Source organism: Gordonia amicalis (genome assembly GCF_022059885.1).
Lineage (GTDB): Bacteria > Actinomycetota > Actinomycetes > Mycobacteriales > Mycobacteriaceae > Gordonia > Gordonia amicalis.
On sequence record NZ_CP091855.1, the window covers coordinates 4,194,201 to 4,207,459 of the forward strand.

At 65.9% G+C, this 13,259-nt stretch carries 11 protein-coding genes; 2 read left to right on the plus strand and 9 right to left on the minus strand.

Going from position 1 to position 13,259, the window contains the following annotated elements:
* Positions 1-628: 628 nt before the first annotated feature.
* From IHQ52_RS19275 to lepA, 7 genes are all read right to left on the minus strand, one after another.
* Complete coding sequence (locus IHQ52_RS19275; protein WP_006434844.1) at positions 629-1,624, minus strand: sulfate/molybdate ABC transporter ATP-binding protein; 996 nt, start codon at positions 1,622-1,624, stop codon at positions 629-631.
* Position 1,625: 1 nt separating this feature from the next.
* Positions 1,626-2,564 (minus strand): sulfate ABC transporter permease subunit CysW, encoded by a 939-nt coding sequence (gene cysW, locus IHQ52_RS19280; RefSeq protein WP_024500483.1) that lies wholly within the window; start codon positions 2,562-2,564, stop codon positions 1,626-1,628.
* A complete protein-coding gene (gene cysT / locus IHQ52_RS19285) occupies positions 2,561-3,457 on the minus strand; it encodes a sulfate ABC transporter permease subunit CysT (protein WP_096274174.1) in 897 nt (298 codons plus the stop codon). Before cysT ends, cysW begins: the two co-directional genes overlap by 4 nt.
* Positions 3,454-4,584 (minus strand): sulfate ABC transporter substrate-binding protein, encoded by a 1,131-nt coding sequence (locus IHQ52_RS19290; RefSeq protein ID WP_394854754.1) that lies wholly within the window; start codon positions 4,582-4,584, stop codon positions 3,454-3,456. The genes cysT and IHQ52_RS19290 overlap by 4 nt, the downstream gene beginning before the upstream one ends.
* Positions 4,585-4,736: 152 nt before the next feature.
* Entirely contained in the window at positions 4,737-5,642 is a 906-nt protein-coding gene (locus tag IHQ52_RS19295) for a cation diffusion facilitator family transporter (RefSeq protein WP_096274178.1), read from the minus strand.
* A 12-nt stretch (positions 5,643-5,654) separates the two neighbouring features.
* Positions 5,655-7,706 carry a M3 family metallopeptidase gene (locus IHQ52_RS19300; protein WP_096274180.1) on the minus strand — a complete coding sequence of 684 codons (2,052 nt, stop codon included), beginning with the start codon at positions 7,704-7,706 and terminating at the stop codon, positions 5,655-5,657.
* A complete protein-coding gene (lepA, locus tag IHQ52_RS19305) occupies positions 7,707-9,593 on the minus strand; it encodes a translation elongation factor 4 (RefSeq protein ID WP_006434838.1) in 1,887 nt (628 codons plus the stop codon).
* 50 nt (positions 9,594-9,643) lie between these two features.
* On the opposite strand from lepA, the gene IHQ52_RS19310 reads away from it, so the two are divergent.
* Together IHQ52_RS19310 and IHQ52_RS19315 are read left to right on the plus strand one after the other, a co-directional pair.
* Positions 9,644-10,342 (plus strand): alpha/beta hydrolase family protein, encoded by a 699-nt coding sequence (locus IHQ52_RS19310; protein ID WP_096274182.1) that lies wholly within the window; start codon positions 9,644-9,646, stop codon positions 10,340-10,342.
* The gene (locus IHQ52_RS19315) at positions 10,339-10,767 is read left to right on the plus strand and encodes a type II toxin-antitoxin system PemK/MazF family toxin (protein WP_096274184.1); all 429 of its coding nucleotides are present in this window, start codon (positions 10,339-10,341) and stop codon (positions 10,765-10,767) included. The genes IHQ52_RS19310 and IHQ52_RS19315 overlap by 4 nt, the downstream gene beginning before the upstream one ends.
* Positions 10,768-10,781: 14 nt before the next feature.
* Here the strand turns inward: IHQ52_RS19315 and IHQ52_RS19320 are convergent, their stop codons facing one another.
* A complete protein-coding gene (locus IHQ52_RS19320) occupies positions 10,782-12,050 on the minus strand; it encodes an MFS transporter (protein ID WP_096274186.1) in 1,269 nt (422 codons plus the stop codon).
* 3 nt (positions 12,051-12,053) lie between these two features.
* Positions 12,054-13,187, minus strand: a complete 1,134-nt coding sequence (locus tag IHQ52_RS19325) for a PLP-dependent cysteine synthase family protein (protein ID WP_096274188.1) — start codon at positions 13,185-13,187, stop codon at positions 12,054-12,056.
* Positions 13,188-13,259 lie beyond the last annotated feature (72 nt).

The window sequence follows — 13,259 nt, forward strand, 5'->3', positions numbered from 1 at the left end:
TCACGGCCGAGTCAACGGACAAAATGAAGGACCACCAGCGCGACACGCCGGTGGTCCCATAACTGGCAATCCAGGTGGTCCCATCCCTATGGCAAACAATCAGCCCAGGTGGTCCCTTCACGGTGGCAAATGACACGCTCACTGGCCACTCCTGGCAAGCAGCATCACCGATGCGTGGGTTGCGGTGCTCGACGTGGCCGCCTGGGGAAGGCTTCGCGCACGTTGGATCGGTTGTTTCCAGACCATCATTCCTCCGAGATGGGGGCGTGATCCCGACAACACCTTCCGTCGGGCTGTGAGCGAGACTACATAGTTACTACTAACTACGGAAGACTTTTCCAGTACTTTTCCCCACCGGATTCCCTCGATCGCGCAGAACGGGGGTTCACAAACGTTTGACTGACGAACGTGGTAGACGTGCTGACATGCGGATTCGTGCCCGATCATCGCCGGATCGGGGCACAGCGAAGCCTCGCCCGGAAGGTCCACCGGACACGTCCGGGTCGGGATGCGTGACTGCGTTCAGATCGCCGCCGGGCTACTGCAGTCCGTCCTCGACCGGCTGACGGCACCATGCATCGGCCGGTCACCGTAGCCGGTGCCTGCGGATGCAGGATCTATCGTGCCCTCAGACCTCGGTCAGGGCGGCGACCTTGGTGGCCCGCGCGTACACGGTCTCGCCGGTCTTCAGGTTGAGGGCGTTCTGGTCCCCTCGGGTGATCTGGGCCGCGAACTCGTCTCCCGTCGTCGCGGCGACGAGCTCAACCCGGGTCTCGAAACCGAGGTTGACCACACGCAGGACGGTCGCCTTGATCACACCGGTGTCGAGGGACGCGTCGGCCGCCGGCGACGCCATCTCCGGGGTACGTCCGATCCGGATGTCGTGTGGGCGGACGAGTTCGCCGTTCAGACGCACCGTGGATCCGAGGAACGACGCGACGAACTCGTTGGCCGGGCGGTCGTAGAGGTCGTCGGGAGTGCCGACCTGCTCGATGCGCCCCTTGTTCAGGACAGCGATGCGGTCGCTCACGTCGAGCGCCTCCTGCTGGTCGTGGGTGACCAGCACGGTGGTGACGTGGACCTCTTCATGCAGTCGACGTAGCCAGCGGCGCAGGTCATCTCGCACCTTCGCGTCGAGCGCACCGAACGGTTCGTCGAGGAGCAGCACCTTGGGGTCGACGGCGAGTGCACGGGCCAGCGCCATACGCTGCCGCTGACCGCCCGACAGCTGTGCCGGGAACCGCTGCTGGAAGACGGTCAGTCCGACCACCTCGAGCAACTGGTCGACCTTCGCGTCGATCTCCTTCTTGGGCCGCTTGCGGATCTTGAGGCCGAAGGCGATGTTGTCGCGCACCGTGAGGTGTTTGAACGCGGCGTAGTGCTGGAACACGAATCCGATGTCGCGCTTCTGCGGCGACTTCTGCGACACGTCGTTGTCGTTGATGCGGACGATGCCCGAGTCCAGTGTGTCGAGGCCGGCGATCGCGCGCAGCAGAGTCGACTTCCCCGAACCCGACGGACCCAGCAGCGAGGTCAGCTGCCCGTCCGGGATGTCGATGGAGACGTTGTCGAGGGCGGCGAAGTCGCCGTAGCGCTTGTTCGCACCGATCACCTGGATGGACATGTCACACGCCTTCCTTGTTGTGGGCGTTCGAGTGGACGACCTGCTTGGCGTCGACGGACTCCGGCCCGTGCGGCGGGGTCAGGTCGACTTCGGTGAGTTCGGCGTCGCCCGAGGTGGATTCACTGGCGTCGACGAGACGGGACTTGGCGCGGCGCTCGATGAGCGACATGAGCACGAGCACCAGGATGGCGACGAACATCAGCAGCGTCGCCGCCGCGTAGGCGCCGAACTCGTTGTAGTCGTCGGTGTAGCGGGAGTGAACCAACAGGGTCAGCGTCTGGGAGACACCGGGATAGTTCGACGAGACCATGGTCACCGCACCGTATTCACCGAGCGCTCGGGCGACGGTCAGGACGATGCCGTAGGTCAGACCCCAGCGGATCGCCGGAAGGGTGATCCGCCAGAAGACCTGCCACGAGTTCGCTCCCAGCGTCGCGGCCGCCTCCTCCTGTTCGGTGCCGATCTCACGCAACACCGGTTCGACCTCACGGGCGACGAACGGCAGGGTGACGAACAGCGTGGCCAGCACCAGGCCGGGGAAGCCGAAGATGATCCGGAATCCGAGACTCTCGACGCCGCCGAACCAGCCCCCGTGGCCCCACAACAGGATCAGCGCGACACCGGCGACCACCGGCGACACCGCGAACGGCAGGTCGACGACCGCCTGCAGGAGACCCTTGCCGGGAAACCGGCCGCGGGCCAGTGCCAGCGCCGTGATCACCCCGAACACCACGTTGAGCGGCACCACGATCGCGACGATGAGCAGACTGAGCTGGAGCGCAGAGATGGCCGCGGGAGTGGTGATCCACTCCCAGAACTGGACGATGCCGTGTTCGAAGGAGCGATAGAAGATGGTGCCGACCGGGACGACCAGCAGGATGAACAGGTAGACCAGCGCGACGGTGCGCAGCCCGTACCTGGTCAGCGGTGAAACCTTCATCGGTCTGCGTCCTCCCGCTTGGACTGCCACCGGCCCGCGACACGCAGGACGAGCAGGGTGACGAAGGCAATCAGCAGCAGTACCACCGAGATCGCGGCCGCGTCGACCGGTGCGTCGATCTCGACCTGCTGCTGGATGTACTGCGACGCCACCTGGGTGTCTCCGGGAATGTTGCCGCCGATGAGCACCACCGAACCGAATTCACCGATCGCACGGGTGAACGCGAGGCCGGCACCGGTCAGGATCGCCGGCAGCAGTGCCGGCAGGACGATCTTGCGGAAGATCGTGGCGTTGTTGGCGCCGAGCACCGCAGCGGCCTCCTCGACATCGACGTCGAGTTCGATGAGCACCGGCTGTACCTGGCGCACCACGAACGGCAGGGTGACGAAGGTCAGCGCGATCACCAGTGCCGGCTTGGTGGCGTTGAGCTGGATGTCGATGGGACTGTTCGGCCCGTACAGCGACAGCAGCACGAGGCTGGCAACGATCGTCGGCAGTGCGAACGGCAGGTCGATGATCGCGTTGACGAATCCCTTACCGGGGAACTCGTCGCGCACCAGCACCCACGCGATCAGGGTGCCGAACACGACGTTGATGAGCGCGGCCACCACGGACACGAGGACCGTGATCCAGATGGCGTCCACCGCGACGGGCGCGGAGATGGCCTCCCAGAAACCGCTCCAGCCGTCGTCGAAGGACTGCACCGTGATCGCGGCCAGTGGGAGCAGCACGATGATGCTGAGCCAGAGCCAGGCGATGCCGATGGTCATCGGGCTCACGCCGGCGAACGTCCGCGAGCGTCCGAGGAATCCGCGCGGCGGTCCGGCATCGGGGACCGGCGAGCCGGTGTCCGGGGCCGTGACCGGTGTTCCGACAGGATCGACCGAGGTCACTGCACACCCCCTGAGTCGTAGATCTTGGTGATGGCGCCCTTCTTCCCGAACAGGGCGTCGTCCACGGCTTTCCAACCCGTCAGGTCCGTGCCGTCGTTCTCCTCGGCGGTTCCCTCCCCGAGTACCTTGCCGAGTTCGGCGATCGTCCACAGCTTCGCGATGTCACCCGGGAACAGGTTCCGGGTCTCGTCGATGACCGCCGGGTCGACGGGCCGGAAGCCCTGCTCGGCCCAGATTCGTTGCGCCTCCGGGGTGAACAGGAAGTCCACGAACGACCGCGCGCCGGCGAGGTCGTCGGAAGTGTTGATCACCGCGACCGGGTTCTCGATCTTGAACGTCTGCGGCGGGATCACGTACTCGACCTCATTGTCCGGGCCGGCGGTGGCGTTCGCCCGGTCGAGCATGATCGCCTCGTTCTCGTAGCTGATCAGCACATCGCCCTGGCCCTGCTCGAAGGCCGTGGTGGCTTCGCGACCCGACTTGGGGACCACCTTGATGTGGTCACGCACCAGTTCGGCCACGTAGTCGAGGCCGGCCTGCGGGTTGCGACCGCCGTCGCTGATCGCGGCGTACGGTGCCAGCAGATTCCACTTCGCCGAGCCGGAGCTGCCCGGATTCGGGGTGACCACCTGCACGCCGGGCTTCAGCAGATCCGCCCAGTCGCGGATGTTCTTCGGGTTGCCCTTGCGAACCACCAGCGCGACGACCGACCCGAACGGGGTGCTGTTGTTGGGAGCCTGCTTCTTCCAGTCCTCGTCGACCAGACCAGCCTTCACCAGTCGGGTGATGTCGGGCTCGACCGAGAAGTTCACCACGTCGGACGGAACACGACGGGCCACCTTGCGCGACTGGTCACCGGACGCGCCGTACGACACCGAGAAGCCGAGGTCCTCACCCGCCGGGGTTTCGCGGAAGGCCGGGATGATCTCGTCGAAGCCGATCTTGGGGACTGCGTAGGCGACCAGATCGAGGTGTCGATCACCGCTGGAGATGTCCACTCCGCCGGGTTCGTCGGTCGATCCGCCACCGCAACCCGCGACGACCACCATCACCGCTGCCAGCAAGCTCACCAGCACAGCGGTGCTCGTCCGACGGATGCCGCGCCGCGCGGCCGGGCCAGCGCTCACTCTTCCTCCAAGACTCAACGGGACCGGCCGGTACGGGCTGTGACCGGCGGACCGAACCACGCTAGCAACCAGCGTGATCGTCATCGGATTTCAAATCAGTGAGATCGAAACTCTGCCCAGGCCACACCTGCGGTCGGCCGGCACACGTCCTGCTACTCCAGCCGCCAGTCCTCGTAGGCCCGCGGATCGTTGACCGGCTCGAGGTGTGTCGTGATGTTCAGATCGGGGACCGCGGCATGCAGATCGTCTTCGACGACCTCGGTGAGGTCGTGGGCGTGCTGTACCGACCAGTCCCCCGGCACCAGCATGTGCAACTGCACGAATCTCTGGTGACCCGCCTCGCGCGTGCGGATGTCGTGGAAGACGATACCGTCGGCGCGGTGCCGGTCGAGCACGTCGTTGATCGCGTTGCGCTGTTCTGCCGGTAGTGCGGAATCCATCAGACCGGCGCCCGACCGCCACACGAGTTGGGTGCCGACGACCATGATGTTGACGGCGACCGCGATGGCGATCAGCGGGTCGAGCGGGAGCCAACCGGTCCACGCGACCAGGAACACGCCCACGACGACGCCCACCGTCGTCCACACATCGGTCATCAGGTGCTTGCCGTCGGCCTCGAGGGTCAACGAGCGGTGTTTCCGGCCGGCGCTGATGAGAATCCAGGCCACCACCGCGTTCAGGACCGTGGCGCCCACGGATATGCCGAGGCCGAGTCCGACTTCCTCGAGCTCACGCGGGTTGATGAGCCGGTCCACCGCGGTTACCACGATGATGACCGCTGCGACGACGATCAGCACACCCTCGAAGACCGCCGAGAAGTACTCGGCCTTGGTGTGCCCGAAGTTGTGACGCTGGTCCGGCGGTTTCGCCGCGACCCGAAGAGCGACGAACGCACCCACGGCCGCGATGACGTTGACGATCGACTCGAGCGCGTCGGACAACAGCCCCACCGATCCGGTGACCCACCAGGCGAGCAGTTTGAGCCCGAAGACCGCGACGGCGGTCACGATGCTGAGCATCGCGAACCGCGACAGGTTCCGGCGATGGTTGCTCGTCATGACCGGCCCCGATCAGGCAGCAAGGCCACGACGACGCAGCAGCGGCTCGATCTGCGGCTTGCGGCCGATCAGCGTCTCGTGCGACACGAGCGGGTCGACGCTGTCACCGCGCGACAGCGTCGCCTCGGCGAACCGCCGGCCGTTCTCGCGCTCCAGGCCGCCCGAGGCGAGGAACCACTGTTCGGTCTCGGCGTCGAGGACCTCCGACCAGATGTAGCTGTAGTAACCGGCCGAGTATCCGCCGCCGAAAACGTGGTTGAAGTAGGCGCTGCGATAGCGGGGCGGGATCAGATCGGTCTGCAGGCCGACCTCGGTGAGGGCCTTCGCCTCGAAGGCCTCGACATCGGTGACGGCAGCGGCCTCCTCGACCGTCAGCCGGTGCCAGGCCAGGTCCAGCGACGACGCCGCCAGGTACTCGAGGGTCCCGTGTGCGGTCTCGGCGCCCGCGGATTCGCGTGCGGCAGCGGCCAGCTCGGCCGGGATCGGGTCGCCGGTCGCGTGGTGCAGCGCGTAGTTGGCGAGCACCTCCGGATGCAGCGCCCACATCTCGTTGACCTGAGAGGGGAACTCGACGAAGTCGCGCGGCACGGATGTCCCCGACTGCGACGGGTACTCGACCGACGACAGCAGACCGTGCAGTGCGTGTCCGAACTCGTGGAACAGGGTCGTGAGCTGATCGATGCTGAGCAGACACGGCTGCCCCTCATCGGGTTTCGTCAGGTTCAGGACGTTCACGATGATCGGCTGGGTCTGCAACACCGACGACTGGTCGACGATGTTGTTCATCCAGGCACCGCCGCGCTTCGACGGCCGCGCGTAGAAGTCACCGAGGAACAGGCCGATGCCGGTGCCGGCGTCGTCCCGCACCTCCCACACGCGCACGTCGGGGTGATAGACGGGCAGGCCGGTCCGTTCGACGAACTGCAGGCCGTACAGCTTGTTCGCGGCGTAAAAGACGCCCCGCGTGAGCACGGTGTCGAGTTCGCAGTAGTCGGCGAAACCGTCGAGCGGGACCGACGATCTGGCCTGCTTCTCGCGCTCGAGCCAGAAGGTCAGGTCGGCGGGACCGATCTCGACGTCGCCGGCGAACTCGGTGAGCCGCGTCAGTTCCCGACCACCGGCACGCATCGCGGTCTCGTTCAGCTCACGGAGCATGTCGTCGACCGCCGACGGGTCGGGTGCGGTCTGCTCGGCGATCACGAACTCGGCATGGTCGCGGTAACCGAGGAGCTCGGCGCGGCGGGCACGCAGACGCACGATCTCGAGGACGAGGTCACGGGTGTCGTGGTCATTGCCGCGCGAGCAACGGTTCACCGACGCATCGAAGACCCGTTGACGCACAGCGGGGTTCGTCAGCTCGGTGAGCACGGCCTGACTGGTCGGCAGTTCCAGGGTGATCAGGTATCCGCTCTCGTGACCGGCATCGGCGGCCGCTCGTCGGGCGGCCGTGATCTGGCCTGCGGACAACCCGTCGAGGTCGGCCGCGTCGTCGACGAGCACCGCCGACTCGTTGGTGTCGTCGAGGATCTTCTGCGAGAACGTGGTCGTGAGATACGCCAGCCGAGAGGCGATCTGACGCATCTCCTCCTGCTCCGCCGCGGGCAGACCGGCGCCGGCGCGCACCGACTCGCGGTACCGCTTGTCGAGGAGACGACGCTGCGGCTCGGTCAGGTCGAGTTCGTCGGTCCGGGAGGCGAGTTCCGAGATCCGGCCGAACAGAACCGGGTTCATCGCGATGGTGTTGCCGTGATCGGTGAGCAGCGTCGAGAGTTCTTGGGAGATCTCGTTGCGCTTGGGGTTGGTGTCGGGGCCGACGAGGTTGAAGAAGATTCCCGACGCGCGAGCCAGGTCACGGCCCGACAACTCCAGCGCCTCGACGGTGTTGGCGAACGTCGGCTCCGCGGGGTCCCACGCGATGGCCTCGACCTCGGCGAGATGCGACGCCATCGCCGAGGTGAAGGCAGGCAGGAAATCGTCGTCGGAGATCGACGTGAAGTCCGGCAGCTCGTAGGGCAGATCGCTCTGTGCCAGTACCGGATTGGTTGCGCTGTCCTGCCCCGCCATCTATTTGCCCTTCGGTTTGTCACCTGCTGCATCGGTGGAGAGCGCCGCGACGAACGCCTCCTGCGGGACGTCGACGCGGCCGATCGTCTTCATCCGCTTCTTGCCTTCCTTCTGCTTCTCGAGCAGTTTGCGCTTACGGCTGATGTCGCCGCCGTAGCACTTCGCGAGCACGTCCTTGCGGATCGCCCGGATGTTCTCGCGCGCGATGATCTTGGAGCCGATGGCCGCCTGGATCGGAACCTCGAACTGCTGGCGCGGGATGAGTTCCCGGAGCTTGAGCGCCATCCGGTTGCCGTAGGCGTAGGCGGCGTCGCGGTGGACGATCGCGCTGAACGCGTCGACGGCCTCACCCTGCAGCAGGATGTCGACCTTCACCAGGTCCGCTTCCTGCTCGCCCGCCTCCTCGTAGTCGAGCGAGGCGTAACCGCGGGTCCGCGACTTCAGCGAGTCGAAGAAGTCGAAGATGATCTCCGCCATGGGCAGCGTGTAGCGGAGTTCGACGCGGGTCTCGGAGAGGTAGTCCATGCCGCCGAGCTCGCCGCGGCGCGACTGGCACAGTTCCATGATGGCGCCGATGAACTCGCTCGGCGCGATCACGGTGGTCTTCACGACCGGCTCGTAGATGTGGCGGGTCTTGCCCTCCGGCCAGTCCGACGGGTTGGTGACGACATGCTCGGAGCCGTCCTCCATCACCACGCGGTACACCACGTTGGGAGCGGTCGAGATGAGGTCCAGATTGAACTCGCGCTCGAGACGTTCGCGGGTGATCTCCATGTGGAGCAGCCCGAGGAAGCCGCACCGGAATCCGAACCCGAGCGCCACGGACGTCTCCGGCTCGTAGGTGAGCGCGGCGTCGTTGAGCTGCAGCTTCTCCAGCGCCTCACGCAGCACCGGATAGTCCGAGCCGTCCATCGGGTACAGGCCCGAGTAGACCATCGGCCGCGGTTCGCGGTAGCCGGTCAGGGCCTGGGTCGCGCCGTGCCGGGCGGTGGTGACGGTGTCACCGACCTTCGACTGCCGCACGTCCTTCACACCGGTGATGAGGTAGCCCACCTCGCCCACACCGAGACCCTGGGTGACCTTCGGTTCCGGTGACACGATGCCCACCTCGAGCAGTTCGTGCGTGGCGCCGGTCGACATCATCTGGATCTTCTCGCGGGGCACGATCTTGCCGTCGACCACACGGACGTAGGTGACGACGCCGCGGTAGGTGTCGTAGACCGAGTCGAAGATCATGGCTCGCGCCGGGGCGTCGGCGTCGCCGACGGGTGCCGGCACCTTGCGGATGACCTCGTCGAGCAGCTCCGACACGCCGACACCGGTCTTGCCCGACACCCGCAGGACGTCCTCGGGCTCACAACCCACGATGTGGGCGAGCTCGGCGGCGTAACGGTCGGGGTCGGCCGCGGGCAGGTCGATCTTGTTGAGCACCGGGATGATGGTGAGGTCGTTCTCCATCGCCAGATAGAGGTTGGCGAGGGTCTGTGCCTCGATGCCCTGGGCCGCGTCGACGAGCAGCACCGCACCCTCACACGCCTCGAGCGCACGCGACACCTCGTAGGTGAAGTCGACGTGACCGGGGGTGTCGATGAGGTGCACGACGTAGTCGTCACCGTCGAGCTGCCAGGGCAGGCGTACGTTCTGCGCCTTGATGGTGATACCGCGCTCACGCTCGATGTCCATGCGGTCGAGGTACTGCGCCCGCATCTGGCGCTCTTCCACCACGCCGGTGAGCTGCAGCATCCGGTCGGCCAGCGTCGACTTTCCGTGGTCGATGTGGGCGATGATGCAGAAGTTCCGGATGCGCGCCGGGTCGGTGAAGGTCTGGTCGGCGAAGGTGGGAATTGGAACTACTCCTCGAGGATGGACACGGGCGTTGACCACCATGTTCTCATGAGCGCCGCGAATGGTGCCCAGGCGGATGGCGGGGCGCTACCGTGGCAGCCGTGACAGCCGAGTCCGACGAGTCGGAAAAGCCAGGGACCACCATCACCATCGTCGAGACCGACGACGTCGCCGCCGACGTGCACCGTCCCGACGGCACACCGCGCGCCACGATCGTCCTCGCGCACGGCGCCGGCGGGAACCGTTCCGCCGTCATCCTGCGCGCGCTGGCAGACGAGCTGAGTTCGCGCGGGTATGTCGTCGCCCGGATCGACCTCTCCTATCGCCGCCGCCGCCCCAAGGGACCTCCCAGTCCGTCGACGTCGCCGGCCGACCGCGACGGCATCCGCGCCGCCTGCGCGATGTTCCGGGCCGAGTCCGACGGCCCGCTGTTCGTCGGCGGTCACTCCTATGGCGGCCGCCAGGCGTCGATGGCCGTTGCCGAGGACGGGCCGGCCCTCGCCGACGGTCTCCTGCTCAGCTCCTATCCGCTGCACCCACCGGGCAAGCCCGACCGGCTGCGCACCGAACACCTGCCGTCGATCACGGTGCCGACCCTCGTCGTCCACGGCAGCACCGACCCGTTCGGAACCACCGAGGAGATGGCCGAGGCCATCGGCCTGATCGACGCGCCGACGCGGATCGTCGAACTCGAGAAGGTCGGTCACGACCTGAACCCGAAGAAGAAGCCGACCGCCGCGCTGACCGCCGACGCGGTGGACGAGTTCCTGATGGGAGAAACTTCCGCATGACCCGCACCAATCGCCCCGCCGCTCTCCGACCGAGTCGGGAGCTGGCGCGCACGATCAGCTACGTCCCGGACCTCGACGGCGACGCCGATCCCGGCGAGATCGTCTGGACCTGGGTCGCCTACGAGGAGGACCCCACGCAGGGTAAGGACCGACCAGTCCTCGTGGTCGGCCGCGATGCGCGCGCCGAGACCACCGACGACGTCCTAGGGCTGATGCTCTCGAGCAACGACCGACGCGCCGCCGACGACGACTGGTTCGGTGTCGGGTCCGGCGGCTGGGACTCGTCGAACCGCCCCAGCTGGGTTCGCCTGGATCGGGTCCTCGTCGTCGACGCCGACGGAATCCGACGCGAGGGCGCCGTCCTCGATCGTGCACGTTTCGATGCCGTCGCCGAGCAACTCCGCGAACGCTTCGGCTGGCGGTAACCCACCCGCGAGACCTACTGGCTCGTCGCAACTTCCCGACCGAGACCGACGTCGAGGGCGAGCCAACCACGACGGTTCAGCACGAACAGCGCTGATGCCGAAGCCGTACCCGTCAATAGCAGCACGACCCAGATCAGCTCCGCTCTGCCCTGGGTCGCAGCAACGCTGTACAGCCATCCCGTCACGGCATTACCCAACAGGATTCCCGCTCCTACGATCGTGTTGTAGAGGCCGTAATGGGTCGCGACCAGTTTGCCGTTCGCAAGTCCGATCATCGTGTCCATCTCGAACGGAAAGACCGCTGCGGTTGCCGCGGCAAGTATCGCGGCAGTCAACAGCAGTGCGGCGATGTTGACGGCGAGATTGCCCTGATCGGTGGTGGTGGTCACGATCAGTGGCAGGAAAGCTGCCGCCATCACAGCCATACCCACACTCAGACTCCCGGCGTTGCCCCATTTCCTGGCGAACCAGGAGGTGATGCGCAGCTGCCCCGCTATGGCCACCAACCCGGTCACCGCGAACATTGCAGTGACGACTCCGGTTGCCGCCGTTGGACTGTCCGCGATCCGATCGGCATGAAGGGGCAAGGCGAGGTAGATCTGGAACGACAACACATACGAGCTGGTCATAGCCACCGCAAAGAGCAAGAATCGGCGGTTGACCAGCACAGTTCGCCAGTCTTGAACAACCGAGTTGTCGCTCGCGGGCGGTTTGGCCGACGGTAGTGCCTTGATCTGAACGATCGTGAGAATCGCGAAGATTCCCGCCGCACACAGGGAAGTGAGCCGAAAGTCGAGTGCGGTCAATGCCAGTCCGACGAGCGGCCCCAAGAGGATTCCGGCCTGGTAGAAGACGTTGAAGACGGCGAACGCCTCGACTCGACGCTCCCCGGCATCAGCGGCCAGGTAGGCACGCACCGCCGGGTTGAACAATGCACCGGCGAATCCCGTTGCCGCCGAGGCAATCAGAATCGCGGGCAACGACGTGGCACATGCCAGCAAAATGAATCCGATGACTCGGATGAGACAGCCCGCAACGATCAGTGGCTTGTAACCCCAGCGATCGGCCAGTGTTCCTCCGACCAGGAACATGCCTTGCTGTGAGAAGTTCCGGATACCCAAGACCAGTCCGACCGCCCACGCGGCCAACGCCAACGGTCCGGCGAGATAGGCCGCCAGGTAGGGCATGAGCATGTAGAAGCCGAGATTGATGGTGAACTGGTTGACCATCAACACCTGGCTAGGACGGTCAAAACTGCGGAAAGTGCGATACAACCGGCGCATCTATCAGCTCGCAGGCTCGGCGCGTCGAATGCGAGTCGGATCGACAACAGAACCACACCGCGTCCAACTGGTCGCCACCTCGTTCAACGGATCATCGATGGTGCGAGGCCCGGTCGGCACCGGCACGTCGAGCAGGTGGTGTGCGCGGCAGTACTCGTCGTTGTAGACGGTTCCGTAGTAACGCGCGGGTCCATCCGGGAAGATTGCCGCGATCCGGGTATCGGCCAATCGGGTTCGTGCCAGCCAGCCTGCCACCAGGGCCACGGCGCCGACGCTCCACCCACCGGTCGCATAATGCGTGGCGGCGAGGGTCCTGCATGCCCACACCGCCTCGGCCGGCCCCACCCAGTGAACCTCACTGAACTGGTCGTAGTCCACGTTGCGCGGATAGATACTCGAGCCGAGGCCGCGCATGACTCGCGATTGTGCGGGTTGCCCGAAGATCGTCGAGCCGACCGTGTCCACACCCACGACCTCCAGATCGGGGTTGAACTGTCGCAGGGCGTGCGCCACACCCGCGGAGTGCCCGCCGGTACCCACTGAACACACCAGCACATCGACGTGCCGCAGCTGTGCGATCAGCTCCACCCCGAGCGGGTTGTATCCCGTCACATTGTCCGGGTTGGAGTACTGATCGGGGCACCACGCGGTGTCGTCGAGTTGCAGCAGCGAACGCACCCGGTCACGTCGTGCCTGTTGCCATCCGCCGGTCGGGTGGGGCTCGGTCACGATATCGACGTGAGCGCCATAGGCTGCCAGCATCTGCCGCAGAATCGGCTCCAGTCCCGGGTCGGTCACCAATGTCACCGGATGACCGAAGACGATGCCAGCCAACGCCAATCCCAGACCCAGGGTTCCGCTGGTCGATTCGACAATCTGCGCGCCTGGGGCCAAATCGCCTCGTGCACGGGCGCGTTCGACCATGTGCAACGCCGGGCGGTCCTTCATTCCGCCTGGGTTGAATCCCTCGAGCTTGGCCCAGAATCCGTGTCCTGCTCCGGCGAAAGGTTCGGAGATCCGGAGCACCGGAGTGCCACCTACTAGTTGACGGCTCAAGCTTGCATGGCGAGAGGTGGCTTCGGTGGCAGATACGGCGGCGAATGGGTCACTGGTGATGGGGTTGTATGAAACGGTCACCCGAGCATCCTCTGCGTCGTTGGAAAGGGGGCCGCCGGCCGCAACAACATCGACAGTGTGAGAGGGACTGCG